Below are 21,526 nucleotides of genomic sequence, written 5' to 3' on the forward strand. Positions count from 1 at the left end.
GTTTTGTGTTCTGGCAAGCAATAAAATGCTTTTTCTATGCTTTATTAGCTCAAGAGAACAAATTAACAGCAAAACTACTAAAAAACGTACTTCATCGTTCAATTAACAAGCAAAAGAGCCACTTTGAGTGGCTCTTTTGCTTATGATAGATAAGGTATCTGCTACTGGCTTGCGAAAATATTCCCGTCTTTTACCGATAGTAAAATAGGTGAACCTGGCAGGAACTTACCAGCCAGAATCGATTTGGCCAGTGGGTTTTCCACATTTTGCTGAATCGCGCGTTTCAGTGGACGAGCACCGTAAACCGGATCGAAGCCGACATGAGCAATCAGATCCAGCGCCTCATCATCAACCTCTAGTTGGTAATCTCGCTCTGCCAAACGTTGACGTAGGCGGGCCAACTGAATAGAGGCGATCGACTTAATATGCTCTTGTCCTAATGGATGGAATACCACACTTTCATCCACTCGGTTCAAGAACTCAGGACGGAAGTGTTTGCTGACTACGTCCATCACTTGTTCTTTGATACCTTGATAATCCAACCTTGCAAAATTTTCTTGGATACGGCTTGAACCCAAGTTGGAGGTCATGATCACCACGGTATTTCGAAAATCGACCGTGCGCCCTTGCCCGTCCGTCAAGCGACCATCATCCAAGACTTGCAGCAGAATATTGAAGACATCCGGGTGCGCCTTTTCCACTTCATCGAGCAAAATCACCGAGTAAGGTTTACGCCGTACAGCTTCCGTTAAGTAGCCACCTTCTTCATAGCCGACATAACCTGGAGGCGCACCGACTAAACGAGCAACCGAGTGTTTCTCCATAAATTCCGACATATCCACACGTACCATGGCATCTTCACTGTCAAACAGGAAGTTAGCCAAAGTTTTACACAGCTCGGTTTTACCGACCCCTGTTGGCCCCAAGAATAAGAAGGAGCCAATCGGACGATTTGGATCAGAAAGCCCTGCGCGACTGCGGCGAATCGCATTCGCGACCACTTCCACCGCTTCTTTTTGACCAATCACGCGTTTATGCAGCACTTCTTCCATGCGCAGCAACTTTTCTTTCTCGGCTTCGAGCATTTTTGATACTGGAATGCCAGTCTGTTTTGAAAGCACTTCGGCAATTTCTGCATCCGTCACTTTATTACGTAGCAGAGTCATTTCCTGCATTTCGGCTTGCGCAGCCAGATCAAGCTGCTTTTCTAGCTCTGGAATGCGACCATATTGCAGCTCTGACATGCGGTTCAAATCCCCCGCACGGCGAGCGACTTCTAGATCCATCCGCGCTTGTTCAAGTGCCGCTTTAATATGTTGCGTGCCGGAGAGTGCCGCCTTTTCAGCTTTCCACACTTCTTCCAACTCCGCGTAATCACGCTCTTTCTCTTGCAGCTCTTCATTTAAGATCGCCAAGCGTTTTTCACTGGCTTCATCGTGCTCATTAGAGAGCGCTTGCTGCTCGATTTTCAGTTGGATGATTTTGCGTTCAAGCTTATCCAGAGCTTCTGGTTTGGAGTCAATCTGCATCCGAATGCTTGAAGCCGCTTCATCGATCAAATCGATCGCTTTATCAGGCAACTGGCGATCGGAAATATAGCGATGCGATAGGCTCGCTGCCGCCACAATCGCCGGATCAGTGATTTCGACATGGTGATGCAGCTCATAACGCTCTTTCAATCCACGCAAGATGGCGATGGTATCTTCCACCGTGGGCTCATCCACCAACACTTTTTGGAAGCGGCGCTCTAACGCTGGATCTTTTTCGATGTATTGGCGGTACTCATCTAGAGTGGTTGCGCCGACACAGTGCAATTCTCCACGCGCCAAAGCGGGTTTGAGCATGTTGCCGGCATCCATCGAGCCTTCGCCTTTCCCCGCACCAACCATGGTGTGCAGCTCATCAATGAAGAGGATGATATTGCCTTCTTCTTTCGCTAGCTCATTGAGTACTGATTTCAAGCGCTCTTCAAATTCGCCGCGGTATTTCGCCCCAGCCACCAGCGCGCCCATATCTAAAGACAATACGCGGCGTCCACGCAGGCCTTCTGGTACTTCATTATTAATGATGCGCTGCGCCAAGCCTTCCACAATCGCAGTTTTACCCACACCGGGTTCACCGATGATCACTGGGTTGTTTTTGGTACGACGCTGCAGCACTTGAATGGTGCGGCGAATTTCATCATCACGACCGATCACAGGATCGAGTTTGCCCTGCTCAGCGCGCTCAGTGAGATCGATGGTGAATTTTTCCAACGCTTGACGCAGCTCTTCCGCATTCGGGTCATTGACCTTCTGGCCTCCACGAATTTTTTCAATTGCATCAGAGACTTTTTTCTCGGTCAGCCCAAATTCTTTGAGCAAGGTGCCAAGTGGACCTTTATCTTCCAAAGCAGCGAGGAGATAAATTTCAGAGGAGATGTAGGCATCTTGACGCTTTTGCGCAACCTTATCACACAGATTAAACAGCGAGCCAAGCGCCGAAGAGAGCTGTACATCACCACCAATACCACTGACTTTGGGTAAACGATCGAGCATTTCGCCAAGTTTGGAGCGCAGTTGCATCACATCCACATTAAGCATGGTGAGTAATGGGCGGATCGGGCTGCCGTTTTGATCCAGCAGAGCCACCATCAGGTGCACAGGTTCGATATATTGATGATCACGGCCGAGCGCTAATGACTGGGCATCGGAAATCGCGATCTGAAATTTGCTCGTAAATCTGTCAAGACGCATACCAACCTTCCTAACCTCATCTGAGATAAATTGAATACGTTAGGAAAGATGGTTATCACGAACCAGATTTTCAAGGGAAGTTGAGGAAACTTTCTTGTTGTTTGATATGGGTATGGATGAAGGCTTACTCTTCAAGCCAAATAAAAGCGGCTTGGCGCCCTGTTACTCCATCGCGGCGGTAGGAATAAAAACGCTCAGCATCCTGATAAGTGCACAAGCCACTATCAAAGACTTGTTCAATCCCAAGTTCTTGCAAACGCAGTTTGACTAATTGGCTCATATCCGCCAGCCATTTCCCTTGTTGTGCACGAGGAGTGAAAGCGTATTCGGCTTGAGGATGGTGAGCAACAAAAGCGGCGAAAACATCTTCCCCCACTTCAAACGCCTGCGCGCCAATCGCAGGGCCAAGCCACACCATGACATCGCCAGACATTCTTGCCGCTGTTTGTTCAACAATACCATTGACCAAACCACGCCAACCGGCATGTACAGCCGCGACTTGGGTGCCAGTACGATTGGTCATTAATACCGGCAGGCAATCCGCCGTCATTGCCGAGCACACCACATTCGGCGTTGAAGTGATAAGGCCATCGGCATCCAACACTTGTTCAGTCGGAGCATCAACATCGAGAACTACTGTGGAATGGGTCTGGTTTAGCCAAATGGGTGAGCTTGGCATCGCTGACGTTGCCACCAACGATTGCCGATTACGCAGTACAAGTATAGGATCGTCCCCAACATGCATACCAAGGTTTAACCCTTGATAAACGCCTTGCGAAAAACCACCGTGGCGAGTCGAACTAAACGCTTTGACTTGTTTGGGTGCATTCCAGTTGGGGAGAATCATGATTAATACTCTTCAGTGCGGTTTAGCTTCGCGTCTTCACGCAGTGCAAGCGTCATCTCAACCATATCATCAGGCACTGGTGCATGGAATTCGAGCTCTTCCCCCGTAACCGGATGCTCAAATTTCAACATCACCGCGTGCAGTGCTTGGCGATCGAAGTCACGAATCATTTCCGTCAGCTCTTCCGTCGCACCTTTCGGAATGCGTGCACGACCACCATAAGCCGTATCACCCAAGAGTGGGTGTTGCAAATAAGCCATGTGCACACGAATTTGGTGGGTACGCCCCGTTTCCAAACGCAGACGCAAACGCGTATGTTCACGGAAATGCTCAGCCACACGATAATGGGTCACGGCATGTTTGCCCATCGGGGAGACCGACATTAAAGTACGTTTGGTCGAGTGACGGCCAATCGGCTTATCAATCATGCCCCCCGCGGTCATTGTGCCAATCACAATCGCTTCGTACTCACGAGTCACGTCGCGCTTTTGTAGTGCACGTACCAAGCGTGTTTGCGCGGGAACCGTTTTCGCGACCACCATCAAACCCGTCGTGTCTTTATCGAGACGATGGACGATGCCTGCACGTGGCACTTCAGCAATCGGCGGATAATGGAACAGCAATGCGTTAAGGACGGTTTTATCCGCCTGACCGGCACCGGGGTGAACCACAAAGTCACGCGGTTTGTTAATAACGATAATGTCGTCATCTTCATACACAATGTTCAGTGGCAAATCCTGCGCTTCCCAGCGCTGTTCGTCTTCCAGTTCTGCCTGAACGGTAATCACCTCGCCACCCATCACTTTGGTACGCGGTTTGGTGATGACATCACCATTCACGGCAATCTTGCCTTCCAACAACCACTCTTTTAAACGTGAGCGGGAAAAGTCGGTAAATAATTCAGCCACAGCTTGATCAAGACGTTGACCAAGCTGGCTATCTTTTACTGTTTGAGTTAATTCAATCTGATGAGCCATATCGAACTTTTTAAAAAACCGTGAGACTAATAGTCACTAGTATGGAAAAATACGCCGACATTGTATCTGTTACTGCCAAGAAAGTAACGAAACGATTTGCGCGCGGTTTACGCACCTATTGAAAAGCAAGATTTGCAAGGAACTCCACCCTGACATGAAATACCAGACTTTATCAGGCCTACTCGCGTTATCCCTGTTATTTGGTTGCTCTAGCAGCCCAGATGTGGTGCCAGATGTACCGCCATCACAGCTGTACTCTGAAGCGCAAACCGCTCTACAAAGCGGAACGTGGTTAACCGCTATCGAAAAACTAGAGGCGCTCGATTCACGCTATCCATTTGGTGCTTATTCAGAGCAAGTACAGCTCGATCTGATTTATGCCTACTACAAAAATGATGATCTGGCCCTTGGCCTCGCGACCATCGAACGTTTTACACGCCTTAATCCAACCCATGAAAAAATGGATTGGGTACTCTACATGCGCGGTTTGACGCACATGGCGCAAGATCGCAACTTCATGCATGACTTGTTTAATATCGATCGCCGTGACCGCGATCCTGAACCCGTGAAAGCAGCCTTTGCGGATTTTAAGAAACTGCTCCAGCGTTACCCAAACAGCCCATACGCAGAAGATGCGCAGCGTCGAATGTTTGCGCTCAAGAACCGTTTAGCGGAATACGATTTAGCGACAGCAGATTTCTACCTGCGCCGTGAAGCATGGATTGCAGCGATTAATCGCACTCAAGAGTTACAAAAAACCTATCCAGATACCGAAGCGGCACGTAAATCCTTAGAAATCCAACTCGAGGCTTATCAGCAGCTTGGTTTAACCGACGCGATAGAGCGAACTAAGCAGTTAATGCAGCTTAACCCTTTATAAGGCGCTAGAACTCACCAACAAAAAGAGCCACAGCAATTGTGGCTCTTTTTGTTTTGATTTGTTATTGATTTGGCGTAGCGATGTTTCTCTTAGACGCCCCATCACCAAAGTGACTTTTATCACAAAAGCAATGTGGTGACATTTTATCCATTAAGCTTTTTTAGGTCGAAACAAAGCGCTAAAAAATCGGAAATTTTTAGTCTCTACTTACCTGAATCTAGCGGTTTTATAAGAGATAACAAGCTTTTTCTTTACCTCTTCAGCACAAGCTTTGCGATAGATCACGTTTATTTCACATCAAGAAAAACCCTCAATACAAAGTGATACAGATCACATTATTTCCGCGATAGCACGCTAATCTGAACTCAACCCATAAGGGATGACACAGAGGAAAAAGCATTATGAAAATCAACATCACTGGTAAAAACATCGAAGTCACCTCTGCAATCCGCAATCATATCGAGGGTAAACTCAAAAAATTAGAAAAATGGCAAGTCGACATTATTGGCTGCCAAGCCAGCTTCAGCGAAGAGCCCAACAAACAGAAAAAATTTGAAGCAGTCGTTAGCATTCCACGCGGTCAGTTAGTCGCTTCTGCAATTCACGAAGATTTGTATGCCGCCATTAACGAGGTAGAGCAAAAACTCGAACGACAATTGAATAAACTACGCCACAAACCAGAAGCTCGCCGAGCGGATAAAACGGAACTGAGCGAAGAAGTGGAATAAATAGAATGATGGGAGATAGCGCCTTAGGGCGCTATTTTTTTGCTTGACGCTCTCTAGGGGCTTGCTTATTGTGTGGTGACTTACTTGGATAAATATGCATTGATGACACCTCATTTCCTGTACTTTTTTGACTTCTTTTTTCTCCAATAATGTTTGGAGGCTCGCTCGTTGTTCAAAGACAAGTCAAAAACGAACAGAAAGCCTCCTCTTAAGGGGGCTTTTTTTATAAGGATAACTTTATGACAGACAAACAATACTCACTCGACGATATTCGCTTACGGCTAAACGAACTCGACGATCAACTGCTAAACCTGCTGTCAGAACGACGCAAAATGAGTATTGAGGTCGCCAAAAGCAAAGTCGAAACCGCGAAACCTGTACGTGATCCGGCTCGTGAACAGCAGCTACTGGTAAAACTCATCAATGCTGGCAAAGAGAAATATCAGCTCGATCCTCAATACATCACCAAAATTTTCCACACCATCATTGAAGATTCGGTTTTGCTTCAGCAATCCTATCTGCAAAACCTTGCGAATCCACAAAGTCGTAAACCATTGGCTAGAGTCGCCTTTTTAGGCGCTAAAGGCTCTTATTCACATCTGGCGACTCGCGAGTATTTCAGCCGCAAAAATACAGAGCTGATTGAGCTCAACTGCGACCATTTTAAAGAGGTGGCAAGAACCGTGGAATCCGGCCACGCGGATTATGGTGTGCTACCGATTGAAAACACCAGCTCAGGCTCCATCAACGAAGTTTACGATTTGCTGCAGCACACCACACTGTACATAGTGGGTGAGTTAACGCAGCCAATAGAGCATTGCTTGGTGGCCACGCAAGAGATTCGTTTGGAGGAGCTGAAAGTCCTCTATTCCCATCCACAACCTCACCAGCAGTGCAGCGAATTTCTTAGCCGCTTAAAAGGGGTCAAGTTAGAAAGTTGCGCCAGTACTGCAGATGCCATGAAAAAAGTGCAAGAGCTCAATCGTGCAGATGTAGCAGCGATTGGCAACTCAGCCAGCGGCAAGCTGTACGGACTGCAACCGATTCAAGGTAATATTGCCAACCAAACCGAAAACCATACTCGCTTTATCGTGGTGGCTCGTAAACCCGTCGACGTTTCACCACAAATTCCAGCCAAAACCACCTTGATTATGTCAACTTCACAAGAGGCTGGCTCGCTGGTTTCGACCTTACTCGTGCTGCAACGTTACGGCATTAATATGACTAAGCTGGAATCGCGTCCGATTATGGGTAATCCGTGGGAAGAAATGTTCTACGTAGATTTAGAAGCGCACATTGACTCCGATGAGATGCAGCAAGCGTTGGCAGAACTCACTCAACTGACTCGACACCTTAAAGTGCTTGGCTGCTACCCCAGTGAAAACGTCAAACCCACTCAGGTGAAATTCATTTAGCGTCAATAAATTGAACCTTTTAAGCTGACAGCTTCACCCGCTCTGATTATAATGCGACCAAATTATACATAGAGTTAGGTGATCCAGGCTGTCAGCGTAGCCAAAATATTGGCTTTTACGCTATTAGGTTATTTGTCGGATCGTGACCAATTTTTGTAACGAATGGGTATCGTATTCACAAATGATCAAACGCTTTCTGTCGCTGATGGTATTGAATACTGTCTGTTATCAAGCCAGCGCTTTGGAACTGAATGTCTACCTTTGGGAAGATACGATTGCACCAAGCGTAGTTGAGGCATGGCATAAAAAAACCGGCGTCTCCGTTAATCTCTACCATTTCGATAATGATGATGAACGCAGTTTATTAATGCTCAAAAGCGTACAACTGCCCTTTGACATCATGGTGTTGGATAACGTCTCCGCATTCATTTTCTCAAGGCAAAATGTTTTTGAGGATCTGACCGCCCTTCCTAATCGTGCGAATAATGACCCTATGTGGCTACAAGCTTGTGGCACCCATGCGGTACCTTATTTCTGGGGCTCAGTCGGCATTGCCTATCGCAAAAGCTTGTTTGATAAACCTCCAACGCAGTGGAGTGAGGTCGTCGATATCGCTCCGGCGCATCGTGGACGAGTGGGTATGCTTAAAGACAGTGTCGAAACACTACTGCCTGCACTGTACATGCTCAACGCCTCTCCCATTACCGATTCTATCGAAATACTAAGACAAGCGTATCGTCTCTTAGACGCCGCCAATCCCCATATCCTGACCTATGAGTATGTATTGAGCTATGTACGCAGCCACCCACAAACCGACAATCTACATATGGCGGTCTCTTACAGTGGCGATCACTATTCACTGAACCGCTTCTTCAATACTCAAGACTGGGACTTTAGCGTTCCAGAAGGACGCCCTTATTTGTGGGTTGATTGTATGGCCGTAAATAGCGTTTCTCCCAACACAGTGCAGGCCAAAGCTTTTTTGGATTTCTTGATGAAACCTGACATTGCCGCAATCAATGCCGAATATATTCGAGCTGCAAGCCCAAACTACAAAGCACGCGCTTTGCTCCCTGTAGAGCACCGAGAAGATCTCTCGATTTATCTCCCAGAGCAGCGATTGGCGGAGGGAATAATCGACAGCGAACTCTCGGCGAAAAACCTCAGTCTGCGTGCCAAAATCATCAGCAGTGTGACTTACCAATATGAAGCTAAACCATAGAATTCTGTTACTGATTGCACCGGTGATCCTGCTCAGTGCAGCCGCATCAAGCTACATCATTTATACCAGTCAGAAAAATGCGCTGCTAAAAAGAACCGACAGTTACCTGCAGTTGAATATTGAAAAGTTAGCCAGCCACTATCGACAAGCTCAGTCGCTCGTCAGCAGTTATGCCTTCACGCTGGCCAAAAGTGACATCATCCGCCACTACTTCTCTTTAGAAAAAAATCCTTACCGCGAACTAGAACTGGTGGATAACTTACGTGAAACCCTGCAAATTTTGCAGCCGAATGAAAAACAGCTCGTATCGTTATCGATCCTCAATGGCCATGAAGAGCTGCTTTATTATGCGGAAAATAGCTCCGATCCATTTGCCGAGCTTGACCCTAAGGTGATGGCGTACATCAAACAGCGTTTTGCATCCACACAAAAAAACTCTGATATCAGCTACACCGTCAACTCAGCGGGTGAAGATATTTTGGTTCGCTACGATATGTTGGATACTCAGACACTCTCAACGCCGCTCAGTTATAACCGCCAAGACGTGTTTTTTGTGGTGGTGTATGTGGTGCTTGAGCAGTTCAGCCAACTGCGCAAAAAAATTGAATTTGATAACCAGAGCCCGATATTTTTTACACATTCACCTCCGAGCTACCGCACGGCCTTGTTGCAATCGGTTGAATTACAACCGGGCTTTTACGCCATACTCGACCCAGCACCGAAACTGATTAACGCCCAGCTTCACTCCATTCAGCGCGAACTTTTACTCTCTTTTGGCGTTTCGGCACTGGTGACGGTACTCATGCTACTGCTCCTTCTCTATCGCCATGTGATCAATCCGATCCTGCATTTGGATAAACAGCTTGAAGAGGTGGAAAACAACCAACGTAAGAACATTGAAAAACTCAATACTGACGATGAAATTGGGCGGCTTTCCTCGCGTTTTTACGCCATGTACAGCGAACTTCATTCAACCTATCAACGCACGAAAGCACTTGCGGAAAACGATCACCTCACCAAGCTGGCTAACCGCTATCAATTTCAAGTTCAAGCCGATCTGCTGCTATCACGTTGTTACGATACTCAGCATATCTGGGTCATGTATATCGACTTAGATAATTTCAAGTACGTTAATGATAAGTATGGTCACCAAATCGGTGATTCCCTACTGGTCAGCTTCGCGACCCACGTTCGCCAGTTATGTAAAAATTTTGAGGTCAGCCATAACACCTACAGTATTGCGGCCCGTTTATCTGGTGATGAGTTTGCTATTTTGCTCGTCTCCCCCAAACGGTTTAATGATTGTGCGAAGATCTTTGCTCAACGCTTGTTGGCACCGATCCAAAATAAAGACAACTCACCACTTAGCCATTTTCCCATTACTGCCAGCATTGGTATTGCAACCTTCCCTAAAGATGGCGAACACATTGAGAAATTGCTGCTCAATGCCGATACCGCCATGTATCAAGCGAAAAATGCGGGCAAAAACCAAGTCGCTTACTATTCGCAGGCGTTAGATCAAATAGTACAGCGGCGCAATAATATTGAACGAGCACTGCGCTTAGGGTTATTTGATCAAGAGTTCAATTTGGCTTATCAACCTTACTTTACTTGCTCAGGGAAACGCTTAGTGGGCTTCGAAGTATTGCTGCGCTGGCAATCTGAATTGCTCGGTGAAGTGTCGCCGGAAGAGTTCATTCCAATTGCAGAGCAAACTGGATTGTTTGGCACGATCGACCGCTGGGTCATTTCAAAAGCTTTTCAAGAGATATCAACTCTACAAGCCATAGTGAAAGAGCCGATCCAAGTGTCGATCAACCTCTCTTCGGCTGAACTCAATTCGCTGAAATTAGCTCAATTTATCCATCGACAGGCTGAGCAGTTTGGCGTCTCTCCCGCATGGATCGATTTTGAAATCACCGAAACGTTTGCCGCAGATTCGCAAAGCTTCCCATTGCTGCACGAACTCTCGCGTCTTGGCTATGGGTTAACGATTGATGATTTTGGCTCAGGCTATACCTCTATTACTCAGTTGGTGCAGTATCCAGTACAAAAGATTAAGTTTGATCGCCATTTTTTGGATACACTCATCGCCACCAACAAACAAAATGTTATTCGTCCACTAATTGATCTCTGCCACTCTCAATCCATGAAAGTGACCGCTGAAGGCATTGAGAGTGAAACTATGCATCAATGGTTGGCCGATTATGAGTGCGATTACATGCAAGGCTTCTACTTTGGTTATCCAATGAGCCTAAGCGAGATCTCCCCATGGCTTCATGCCTCCAATCATAAAAAGAAGAGTTATGCGCAAGATCATTATTGCTTCACAGAACCCAGCCAAAGTGAATGCCGTTAGAAGTGCCTTTAGCACCGTATTTCCAGATCAAGAATGGGAATTTATTGGCGTATCAGTACCGAGCGAAGTCGCCGATCAGCCCATGAGTGACGAGGAAACCAAGCAAGGAGCCCTCAACCGAGTCCGAAATGCCAAACAGCGCCACCCTGGCGCAGAGTATTATGTCGGATTGGAAGCGGGCATCGAAGAGAACAAAACCTTTGCGTGGATGATTGTGGAATCAGACCAGCAACGCGGAGAATCACGCAGTGCCTGTTTGATGTTGCCACCGCTGGTATTAGAGCGTTTACGCCAAGCTAAAGAGCTCGGCGATGTGATGGATGAAGTATTTGGAACTGAGAATATTAAACAAAAAGGCGGAGCCATTGGCCTTTTAACCCGCCACCATCTCACCCGCAGCACGGTTTATCATCAGGCCTTAATTCTCGCTCTGATCCCCTTTATTAATCCAGAACATTATCCGTCAGCTTAGTGAGTATCAGTTGAAGCGCTGATTCGCTTCAACTCATCGAATTCCTCAGTAAACACTCGGCTTAGCCAGTGATGTCATTAGGCTTCTGACGATGGAGGCGGCATAAGCAGTTGAGCTAATGCCGCTTTCTCATCCTCACTCCGAGACTTGAGCTCATTCGAACCACGCGTGATAGTTGCAATCCCAACCCCAAGCATTTGGCTTATTTGGCGCTGAGAGAGATCGCCTTGCAGCAGCTCATGCACAATATTCACTCGAGCTACTAATGCTTCACGCTCATCCGGCGTCATCAACATGGTCAGTAGCATTTCGTGCTGCTCTTGCTGCACGGCTTGCTTAACCAGATCCAACACTTGCTGCCACTCACTAAAAGAAGGTTGCTGTACCATAGTTGTACTCGTTAAGTGATACACCGGCTTATTGTAGTGCAGCAAGTTGAGGAATCAATACTTTGTATTTAACTCATGCTCATTCAAGAAGCGGCCTTGCACGCCCATCAAATCCCGATAGTAGGTTTCAAACATCAAAATGTTCTGCACATAACCGCGGGTTTCAGCAAAGGGGATTGCCTCAATAAAGCCATACGCATCCAGCTTACCTTGGCTACGTTTCAACCAACTATCGACCCGACTTGGTCCTGCATTGTAGGCAGCAAAAGCCAAGATTCGGTTCTGGTCATAACGCTCAAGCAAACTGCTGAGATAACGGCTACCGATCTCAATATTCTTACCCACTTGATAGAGTTCGTCAGGATTGGAGTAGCTCAATTGGTATTTCCTTGCCGTGTAGCGCGCAGTATCCGGCATAATCTGCATTAAGCCCCGTGCGCCAACGGGTGATTGCGCATCTGGGTTAAGCGCACTTTCTTGTCTGGCTAAAGACATTAATGTGATCGGATCTACACCATTTTTTCGACCATGCAAGGTAAACAAGTTCTGATGTACGACAGGAAAACGCAGTTGATTGTTATCCCAGAGGCTGGCGGAAATGGTCGCCGCAATAGTCATCTGATACCAACCTGAATCTGCGGCATACGCTGCCAACATCTCTTTTTCTTTCTGAGAAACTCGATCAAGCAACCAACGCCATTCACTTTTTGCCGCCGACACTTTATCCAAGGCAATCAGTTCATCAATTCTGGCCAGCGCTTTTTTATGAGCTTTAATCTGCTTCATATCCAGCGTTACTGTACTGGTCGGATAATTGACCGACTGCTGCAAAATTTTGGCTGCCGCTACGCTGTAAAAACTGCGTTGTCCAAGCAAAGCTTTTAAGCGCTCGGTACCTTCTTTTTTCTTACCCAGCGCGATTTCACTGCGACCTTGCCAATATTGCCAACGCAGAGTTTTACGCTCTTGCTCTGGTAACACCGCAATCCATTGACTCAAACCACGCCAATCATTCTCACGCAGTGCTAGTCGAATACGCGCTTCAATCAAACGCACATCTTGGCTAGTGCGAGTCACCTCATCACGCCATTTAGCAATCGCAGCCTCTTCAGTATCCATCAAACGGATTGCAATAAAACGAGCTACTCGCCCTTTCTGCTCTTGATTCCAGCCTTGGGCTTTCGCGACATCATTGAAGACAGCTTGTGCTTCTTGAGGCTCTGATCTTGCCCACTTTTGTAACGCCAACTCTGCTAACTTTTGATTAATCGGATCTTGCGATGCTTTACGGCTGTAAGCTAACACTCGCTCAGGTTTATCAAATAGCTCAAGCATGCCTTGCGCTTTCGCTTGTGATTTTTTGCCATCCAGCTTCTTCTGTAGATAGACGATGAGGTTACGGTTACGGCCTTCAAAAGCGAGTAAAGCCCGTTTTAAAACCCAATCGTCACTCAAGCCCCCAACGCGATCCCACTCGGCAAATAACGGATCACAAGCATCGGCGATACTGGCACCGTTAAGCCACAGCTTTTTCGCACCTTCAAACGCCTCATTACGCTTTCCGGTTTGCAGTTTGGCGTTGTAGTAATGGCATTGGTAAGTTTCGCCATTGGGCAGTTGAGTTTGAAATTGCAGCAATGCCGACCATTTTTTGTTGCGCGCTAAAGCGTCTAAATAGGGTGCGGCGATCCGAGCTGAAAAAGGGTACTCTTTATGACTATCGATAAAATTGCGTACTGCGATCGGCGGCTTACTGCCGAGATCGATAAGAAAAGCGCGATAATCGAGATAAGGGGTTAAGGGATAGCTATCGATCTGCTTACGAATACGTTGGTATTGAGCGACATTCTTTTCGTCCAACCAACGCTGCGCTTTATCATATTGAGCTCTCTGCGCTTCCAAATCCAAAGTACTGGCGCTCGCTGAGCCCACTGCCCATACCGTGGTGAACATCAAGATCGAAACAAGGCTACGCGGCTTAAATACCGTCAGGCGCGTCATGAGATCTCATCCTTAAAATCAGTGTGATAACAAATTATTACGCGTAATCTCGCCATAAATGTAAAGGCAAGTGAAGTAAACTTAACGCAAATAATGCAACATTTTATTGAATTTCCCACTATCGCGAACGATGAAATAAAATCTTTGCATATTAATCGACTTATTCATCATTAACACCTTGGTGAATCAGGGTAATTGTATTGGCTGAGTGCAAAGAGTTCGCGCTCCACTCTCATTAGATAAGAAAGCGATTAAGAATTTTTTACACTGGCTGAAATGCGGGTGCTCTAGTAACAAAAAGTCTTGCTTTGGTATAGAATGGCGACTTTATTCCGTTTGAAAGATTAGGAACGATCGGCAATGGCTGAATACGTATATACCATGTCTCGGGTGAGCAAGATTGTGCCACCCAAGCGTCAAATTCTGAAAGATATCTCCTTGAGTTTCTTCCCGGGTGCCAAAATTGGTGTTCTGGGCCTTAACGGTGCGGGTAAATCGACCCTGCTGCGTATCATGGCAGGCATTGACAAAGACATCGACGGTGAAGCTCGTCCACAACCCGGTTTGAAAGTGGGTTATCTGCCCCAAGAGCCTAAGTTGGATGAGAGTAAAACCGTACGTGAAGTTGTCGAAGAAGCCGTTGCGGATGTGGCTTACGCGCTTAAGCGTCTTGATGAAGTTTATGCCGCGTACGCTGAGCCTGATGCAGACTTTGATGCTCTGGCTAAAGAACAGGGTGAACTGGAAGCGCTGATCCAAGCGAAAAATGGCCACAACCTAGATAATGCTCTAGAGCGTGCCGCCGATGCACTGCGCCTACCAGAGTGGGATGCGCAAGTGAAATTCCTCTCTGGTGGTGAGCGTCGTCGTGTGGCGATCTGTCGTCTACTGCTGGAAAATCCAGACATGCTGCTGCTCGACGAACCCACCAACCACTTGGATGCCGAATCGGTAGCTTGGCTGGAGCGTTTCTTGGTCGATTACGCAGGGACTGTGGTCGCGATTACCCACGACCGTTACTTCCTCGATAACGCGGCAGGCTGGATTCTGGAACTTGACCGTGGTGAAGGTATTCCATGGCAAGGTAACTACACTTCATGGCTAGAGCAAAAAGATGCTCGTCTGAAGCAAGAAGCGTCTCAAGAGAAAGCGCGCCAAAAAACCATTGAGAAAGAGCTGGAATGGGTTCGTCAGAATCCAAAAGGTCGTCAGGCTAAATCGAAAGCTCGTATGGCACGTTTTGAAGAGCTGCAAAATACTGAGCACCAAAAACGTAACGAAACCAACGAGCTGTTCATCCCGCCCGGTGAGCGCCTAGGTGACAAAGTGATTGAAGTGAAAAACCTCACCAAATCATTCGATGGTCGTGTTCTGATTGATGATCTTTCTTTCAGCATGCCAAAAGGCGCGATTGTCGGCATCATCGGCCCGAACGGTGCGGGTAAATCAACCCTATTCAAAATGCTGAGCGGTGTAGAAAAGCCGGATTCAGGCACGATCGAGCTGGGTGATACCGTGAAACTGGCCTCGGTGGATCAGTTCCGTGACAGCATGAACGACAAGCACACCGTATTCCAAGAGATTTCTGAAGGTGCGGATATCATTCGCATCAACAACTTCGAAATCCCTGCTCGTGCTTACTGTTCACGCTTTAACTTCAAAGGCGTTGATCAGCAAAAAGTGATTGGCGAGCTGTCTGGTGGTGAGCGTAACCGTGTCCACTTGGCCAAACTGCTTAAAGCGGGCGGCAACGTGCTGTTACTCGACGAACCTACCAACGATCTGGACGTCGAAACCCTGCGTGCTCTGGAAGAAGCGCTACTAGAATTCCCGGGCTGTGCTATGGTGATCTCGCATGACCGTTGGTTCCTAGACCGTATTGCCACCCACATCCTAGATTACCGTGATGAAGGTAAAGTGAACTTCTACGAAGGTAACTACACCGAGTACATGGAGTGGCTGAAGCAGACTCTGGGCGCACAAGCAGCAGAGCCTCACCGTATTAAGTACAAGCGCATTACCAAGTAAAATATCGTCGAGTATCACACTCAGAAAAGGTCGCCATGCGGCCTTTTCTTTTGCTCCACAGAAACCGAGTTTGTGATTGAGTAAGCTTATTTCAGCATACATCCGGTGATTTAATGTACCCTTTGCTATGCTTGTCCTATCTATACGTCGTCTTTGTCAGAGAGAACGCCATGATCGAAAAACGTCGCTTTTCACGCATCCTGTATCAAGCGCCAGCCACCCTAAGCCAAGGCGATAAACAACTGTCGACTTGCATTCAGGATCTATCGCTGCACGGTTTGCTGCTCTGGTCAGAAGATGAGCCGGATTTAGATACTCACGCCTTAGTGGATGTGGTTTTTAGCCTACCAGAAAGCGATGTAACCATATCCCTCAGCGCAAAAGTCATCAGCATCCAAGAGCGGATCATTCGAATGGCGATCAGCCATATTGATATTGAAAGCATTGCGCACTTACGTCGCTTAGTAGAGTTGAATGTGGGCGATGACAGCTTACTGCACCGAGACTTAGAGCATCTTTCTGATTTAGGACTGCATGAGTAATCCCAAGCCCAAATCGACTTGGGATGTTATTGACAGTGACGGTGAGAGGCGAATGGTGCATTAACCTCTGTGGATCGCATCATTCGCTTGTTTGAGCAAGTTTTGGCTCTCATGCATAAACTGCTGTGAATAATCACCAAACCACTGGCTAACTCGTTCAAATTGAGCCACAAAACTCGCCTTATCGCCCGCGCTCACCAACTCAACCGCCTCGCTTAAGCAGCGATGAAAACGCTGGATCATCTCAATATTTTCTGGTGATGAGAGAATAATATCGCCGTACAGATGGGGATCTTGCCCAAATAGCCGTCCGACCATAGCAAGCTCTAAACGGTAAATCGGTGAACTGAGTTTCAGCAGTTGTGCCAAGTTCGGGTTCTCTTTGGTCAGATGCAAGCCATAAGCAAAGGAAGTGAAGTGGCGCAGAGCTTGAATAAGTGTCATACCACGATCATGTTCAGTCGCATCAATCTGACACAAGCTTGCGCCCCAAATAGCAAACTGTTGCAAGAGCCATTGGTAGTGTTTATTGCCTCGACCATCACAGTAAACAATCACCTGCTTCGCCAAGCTGGGAACGTCTGGACCAAACATAGGGTGCAGCCCAACCACTGGACCTTTGTGCACTTGTAGCATGGCGGCAAGCGGCTTGGCTTTGATTGAGGTGAGATCGCACAAAATGCAATCATCCGGTAACTGGCGCAGCTTTTCGATAACACCGAGCGTCAAATGGATAGGTACCGTGACTACCACTAAGCCTGCATCACTGAGCAGTTCATCCGCTTTGTCCCAATCTTGGCTACCCAGCACTTTGACTTGATAGCCAGAGAGTTTAAACATACGGCCAAATAGTCGCCCAAGCTGACCGTTACCACCAATGATCACCACGGAACGTAACTCAGGATTGAGGCATTTAAAGCCGGAGTCCTTTTCACTGGCGTAGGATTCACGCATGGTTCGGCGCAAAATATCTTCAATCAGTTGGGGCGGAACACCTTTGCTTTCCGCTTCCGCTCGACGTGAAGCGAGCATTGCCGCTTCACGATCGGGGGCATAAATCGGTAACCCATATCGACTTTTCACTTGCCCGACCTGCTCCACCAATGCCAGACGGCGGGCCAGTAGCTCCACCATCTTCTTATCGACTTCATCGATTTGGTCGCGTAACTGATTCAACTCTACGGCCATGTTCTATCCTTGTTATCCTTGCAAACGATTGTGCAAAAAGGGAATAAGTTCCTGATGCGCACGACGTAATAATGCCTCAGTCGTTGACCAATTTATACAGCCGTCAGTGATCGAGACTCCGTATTGCATTTTTTCACGAGGCAGATCCGAAGACTGATTTCCTTCATTGAGATGGCTTTCAATCATCAGGCCAATGATCGAGCGATTGCCTTCACGAATTTGGTGAATCACATCTTCTGCCACCAATGGCTGACGACGGTAGTCTTTACGTGAGTTCGCATGGCTGCAATCCACCATCAAAGAGGGTTCCAAACGCGCTTTTTGCATCTCTTCTTCACATTCTGCGACAGAAACCGAATCGTAGTTGGTCTGTTTGCCACCACGCAAAATCACATGCCCATTCGGGTTGCCTTGTGTAGTGAGCAGTGCCACTTGTCCTTCACGGTTAATTCCCATAAAGCGGTGACTGGAGGAGGCGGCCTGCATGGCATTAATCGCCGTTGCCAAGTTACCATCCGTGCCATTTTTAAAGCCGATTGGCATGGAAAGGCCACTTGCCATCTCGCGGTGAGTTTGTGATTCCGTGGTGCGCGCACCAATCGCCGCCCAACTAAAAGTATCCGCCAAGTATTGCGGGCTAATCGGGTCCAACGCTTCGGTTGCCAGTGGAATTTCCATTTCGGCCAAATCGACCAAGAGTTGACGCCCAACATGCAGGCCGTGTTCGATATCAAAACTGCCATCAAGATGCGGATCGTTAATCAGCCCTTTCCAACCGACCGTAGTACGCGGTTTTTCAAAGTACACGCGCATTACGATGTAGAGCTGGTCGCTCAGCTGCGCCGAGAGTGCTTTGAGTTTTTTGGCGTACTCTTTCGCCGCATCCACATCATGAATTGAGCAAGGACCACAGACGATCAGCAAGCGAGGATCGCGTTTGTGGATAATGTCCGCCACCGTCTGACGTGACTCACGAATAAACTTACGCGCCTTGTCACTGAGTGGAATCTTGGCTTTTAAGGCATCTGGGGTGATCAATATCTGTTCATCACTGATATTCACATCACTCAATTCACTTTTTTTCATCTCATCACCTGTAATTTATTATTTACACACCCAACAAGGTGAGCTGGAAACTTAAACAGAAAACACGTTAACAGGCTTTAAAAACAATGCAAGTGTAAATTTAAACCAACATTTAATGTAAACTAAAAATTACACCACTCATTTAATGACACTTGGCACACAAACTGGGGAATAAAGCGTGTTTTGTTCGCTTTGAGTATCTTAAAATAAGCCGTTTTTCCGCTCAGACGATGGACAGGTTATGGATCTCATCCTCTCATTACTGCAACAGATGTGTGTTTACCTTGTTCTCGCCTATATGTTGAGTAAAACGCCGATCTTCATTCCTTTACTTAACATTTCTGGTCGGTTTGACCACAAAATCAGTGTTTATGTTCTGTTTTCGCTGTTTTGCATTATGGGCACCTACTTTGGCCTGCAGATCAATGATGCGATTGCCAATACGCGTGCCATCGGCGCTGTAATGGGTGGTCTGTTTGGTGGACCTGTGATTGGTTTTGCGGTTGGCCTCACCGGAGGCTTACACCGCTATACCTTAGGGGGATTTACCGATCTCGCCTGCGCGATTTCCACCACCGCTGAAGGTTTAATTGGCGGCTTGCTACACACCTATTTGCTGCGCAAAGGCAAAGGGAAATTACTGTTTAGCCCAAGTATTGTCTTTGCGGTCACCTTATTTGCCGAAATTGTGCAGATGTTGATCATCTTGGTCGTGGCGAAACCGTTTGAACAGTCTTATGCGCTGGTTTCCACCATCGCCGCGCCAATGATCATTGCTAACTCAGTCGGTGCCGCACTGTTTATGAGCATCCTGCTCGATCGCAAAACCATTTTTGAAGAGTATTCCGCGACGTTTTCTCGCCGCGCTCTGAATATTGCCGAGCGTTCTGTTGGTATCCTTGCTGCCGGTTTTAACCCAGAAAATGCCAACAAAATTGCCCGAATCGTGTATGAACAGACCAATGTCGGCGCGGTCTCGATCACCGATCGCGAAAAAATCCTCGCCTTTGTCGGGATTGGCGATGATCACCATAAACCGAATACACCGATCAGCTCGCAGAGCACGCTCGATGCGATTAATCGCAACGCCATCATCTATCTCGATGGCAAAGAGCATCCTTATCAATGTTCTTTGTCTCCGACCTGCAAACTGGGGTCTGCGTTAATCATTCCGTTGCGAGCAGGCGATCGGGTGATCGGCACCATCAAACTCTACGAACCGAAACGTAAGCTGTTTTCCACCATCAATATGTCAATGGCACAGGGCATCGCCCAACTGCTATCCAGTCAAATTCTGTATGGCGAATATCAGCAAAAACAAATCCTGCTCTCGCGGGCGGAAATCAAACTGCTGCAAGCGCAGGTTAATCCGCATTTTCTGTTTAACGCACTCAACACCATCAGTGCGGTGATCCGCCGCGAGCCAGATAAAGCTCGCGAGCTGATTTTGCATCTGTCGCAATTTTTCCGCAGCAACCTCAAACAAAACGTCGAAACCGTCACTTTGCGTGAAGAGCTTGCCCACGTGAACGCTTACCTCACTATTGAAAAAGCGCGCTTTAGTGACAGGCTCGATGTGGAAATTGCGATTGATGATGCCCTGCTAGAACGTAATGTCCCCAGTTTCACTTTGCAGCCTTTGGTGGAAAATGCCATCAAACACGGCACCTCTAACCTACTCGAAGCTGGCAAAGTGCGCATTTACAGTGAAATGGTTGAAGGGGGAATGCGCGTCGTGGTGGAAGACAACGCCGGGCTCTATCAACCTCCGAGTGAAGATTATGATGGTTTAGGGATGCAAATTGTTGAAAAGCGCCTCACCAACAAATTTGGTCTTAAGTCAGGGCTACAGATTGAGGTCGCGCCACAAGAATACACGCGAATGAGCTTTGTCATTCCACAGCAAGGCACTTACTAAGGGATTAACATGTTATCTGCACTACTCATTGACGATGAACGCTTTGCCCGTGAAGAGCTCGCGGAACTCTTAGCGGAAAGTGGCCAGATTGAGGTCATCGGCCAAGCCAGCAATGCAATTGAAGGGTTGAAAAAAATCAATCAGCTCAAGCCAGATGTGGTGTTTTTGGATATTCAGATGCCGCAAATTTCGGGCATTGAGCTGCTAAGTATGCTTGACCCAGAGACCATGCCTGATGTGGTGTTTGTTACCGCCTACGATCAATATGCGCTGCAAGCGTTTGAAGACAATGCGTTTGATTACCTACTCAAACCCGTGGATACCGAACGTTTAGCCAAAACCGTGCAGCGTTTGCTGCGCCAACATAAGAAAAGTGACTACTCACCACTGACGCAACCCAGCTTAGATCAGATCCCTTGCACGGGTTTAAACCGAATTGTGCTACTGCCGATTAATGAAGTGGAATTTGCCTACAGTAACATCAGTGGCGTCAATGTGCAGACTGCGCAGCAAAAAGCGACCAGTCAATTGACCTTGAAGGTGTTGGAAGAGAAAACCGCGTTAGTGCGCTGCCATCGCCAGTACTTGGTGAATTTGAAAGCGATTCGCGAAATTAAACTGTTAGAAAACGGGCTGGCGGAGATGATCACTCATGCAGGCCATAAGGTTCCGGTCAGCCGCCGTTATCTTAAAGAACTGAAAGAGATGCTGGGATTTTACTGATCCCAGCTCTACTTCG

General features: G+C 47.3%; 17 protein-coding genes and 1 other annotated feature. Of the genes, 10 read left to right on the forward strand and 7 right to left on the reverse strand.

The genetic code is table 11. The features are described from left to right. Positions 1-161 precede the first annotated feature (161 nt). The 3 genes from clpB to rluD form a co-directional block, all read right to left on the reverse strand. The gene (gene clpB, locus GOU96_RS05305; protein ID WP_001235058.1) at positions 162-2,735 is read right to left on the reverse strand and encodes an ATP-dependent chaperone ClpB; all 2,574 of its coding nucleotides are present in this window, start codon (positions 2,733-2,735) and stop codon (positions 162-164) included. 124 nt (positions 2,736-2,859) lie between these two features. Further along, positions 2,860-3,582: a peptidoglycan editing factor PgeF gene (pgeF, locus tag GOU96_RS05310; RefSeq protein WP_267781485.1), complete on the reverse strand. Its 723-nt coding sequence runs from the start codon at positions 3,580-3,582 to the stop codon at positions 2,860-2,862. 2 nt (positions 3,583-3,584) lie between these two features. Next, complete coding sequence (gene rluD, locus GOU96_RS05315) at positions 3,585-4,559, reverse strand: 23S rRNA pseudouridine(1911/1915/1917) synthase RluD (protein ID WP_000941106.1); 975 nt, start codon at positions 4,557-4,559, stop codon at positions 3,585-3,587. Positions 4,560-4,713: 154 nt separating this feature from the next. On the opposite strand from rluD, the gene GOU96_RS05320 reads away from it, so the two are divergent. The 6 genes from GOU96_RS05320 (at position 4,714) to yjjX (ending at position 11,635) form a co-directional block, all read left to right on the forward strand. Next, the gene (locus GOU96_RS05320; RefSeq protein WP_000877198.1) at positions 4,714-5,439 is read left to right on the forward strand and encodes an outer membrane protein assembly factor BamD; all 726 of its coding nucleotides are present in this window, start codon (positions 4,714-4,716) and stop codon (positions 5,437-5,439) included. A gap of 401 nt (positions 5,440-5,840) precedes the next feature. After that, on the forward strand, positions 5,841-6,167 hold the full coding sequence (gene hpf / locus GOU96_RS05325; RefSeq protein ID WP_000700176.1) for a ribosome hibernation-promoting factor, HPF/YfiA family: 327 nt from the start codon (positions 5,841-5,843) through the stop codon (positions 6,165-6,167). Positions 6,168-6,271: 104 nt separating this feature from the next. Beyond that, positions 6,272-6,394: a sequence feature (Phe leader region), on the forward strand. A gap of 12 nt (positions 6,395-6,406) precedes the next feature. Continuing rightward, positions 6,407-7,582: a prephenate dehydratase gene (gene pheA / locus GOU96_RS05330; protein ID WP_000130286.1), complete on the forward strand. Its 1,176-nt coding sequence runs from the start codon at positions 6,407-6,409 to the stop codon at positions 7,580-7,582. 181 nt (positions 7,583-7,763) lie between these two features. Beyond that, complete coding sequence (locus tag GOU96_RS05335) at positions 7,764-8,804, forward strand: polyamine ABC transporter substrate-binding protein (RefSeq protein ID WP_042988136.1); 1,041 nt, start codon at positions 7,764-7,766, stop codon at positions 8,802-8,804. Beyond that, entirely contained in the window at positions 8,788-11,163 is a 2,376-nt protein-coding gene (mbaA, locus tag GOU96_RS05340) for a biofilm architecture maintenance protein MbaA (protein ID WP_042988137.1), read from the forward strand. The genes GOU96_RS05335 and mbaA overlap by 17 nt, the downstream gene beginning before the upstream one ends. Beyond that, positions 11,150-11,635 carry an inosine/xanthosine triphosphatase gene (gene yjjX, locus GOU96_RS05345; protein ID WP_001911251.1) on the forward strand — a complete coding sequence of 162 codons (486 nt, stop codon included), beginning with the start codon at positions 11,150-11,152 and terminating at the stop codon, positions 11,633-11,635. The genes mbaA and yjjX overlap by 14 nt, the downstream gene beginning before the upstream one ends. Before the next feature lie 77 nt (positions 11,636-11,712). Here yjjX and trpR read toward each other — a convergent pair whose 3' ends face one another. Together trpR and sltY are read right to left on the reverse strand one after the other, a co-directional pair. Further along, the gene (gene trpR / locus GOU96_RS05350; protein WP_001961576.1) at positions 11,713-12,024 is read right to left on the reverse strand and encodes a trp operon repressor; all 312 of its coding nucleotides are present in this window, start codon (positions 12,022-12,024) and stop codon (positions 11,713-11,715) included. Between the two features lie 54 nt (positions 12,025-12,078). Then, a complete protein-coding gene (gene sltY, locus GOU96_RS05355; RefSeq protein WP_258502468.1) occupies positions 12,079-14,025 on the reverse strand; it encodes a murein transglycosylase in 1,947 nt (648 codons plus the stop codon). A gap of 360 nt (positions 14,026-14,385) precedes the next feature. On the opposite strand from sltY, the gene ettA reads away from it, so the two are divergent. Beyond that, positions 14,386-16,053: an energy-dependent translational throttle protein EttA gene (ettA, locus tag GOU96_RS05360; protein ID WP_000852863.1), complete on the forward strand. Its 1,668-nt coding sequence runs from the start codon at positions 14,386-14,388 to the stop codon at positions 16,051-16,053. 170 nt (positions 16,054-16,223) lie between these two features. Then, positions 16,224-16,595 (forward strand): PilZ domain-containing protein, encoded by a 372-nt coding sequence (locus tag GOU96_RS05365; protein ID WP_000570784.1) that lies wholly within the window; start codon positions 16,224-16,226, stop codon positions 16,593-16,595. Positions 16,596-16,655: 60 nt separating this feature from the next. On the opposite strand, the gene tyrA is transcribed toward GOU96_RS05365, so the two are convergent. Further along, positions 16,656-17,783 carry a bifunctional chorismate mutase/prephenate dehydrogenase gene (gene tyrA / locus GOU96_RS05370; RefSeq protein ID WP_000257611.1) on the reverse strand — a complete coding sequence of 376 codons (1,128 nt, stop codon included), beginning with the start codon at positions 17,781-17,783 and terminating at the stop codon, positions 16,656-16,658. Positions 17,784-17,795: 12 nt separating this feature from the next. Then, positions 17,796-18,869 (reverse strand): 3-deoxy-7-phosphoheptulonate synthase, encoded by a 1,074-nt coding sequence (locus GOU96_RS05375; protein ID WP_000747931.1) that lies wholly within the window; start codon positions 18,867-18,869, stop codon positions 17,796-17,798. A 241-nt stretch (positions 18,870-19,110) separates the two neighbouring features. On the opposite strand from GOU96_RS05375, the gene GOU96_RS05380 reads away from it, so the two are divergent. Next, complete coding sequence (locus GOU96_RS05380) at positions 19,111-20,787, forward strand: sensor histidine kinase (RefSeq protein ID WP_000364250.1); 1,677 nt, start codon at positions 19,111-19,113, stop codon at positions 20,785-20,787. A 9-nt stretch (positions 20,788-20,796) separates the two neighbouring features. Further along, positions 20,797-21,510, forward strand: a complete 714-nt coding sequence (btsR, locus tag GOU96_RS05385; protein WP_267781480.1) for a two-component system response regulator BtsR — start codon at positions 20,797-20,799, stop codon at positions 21,508-21,510. The last annotated feature ends 16 nt before the right edge of the window (positions 21,511-21,526 follow it).

The organism is Vibrio sp. R-1 (assembly GCF_035615595.1).
In the GTDB taxonomy this organism is placed as follows: Bacteria; Pseudomonadota; Gammaproteobacteria; order Enterobacterales; family Vibrionaceae; genus Vibrio; species Vibrio cholerae.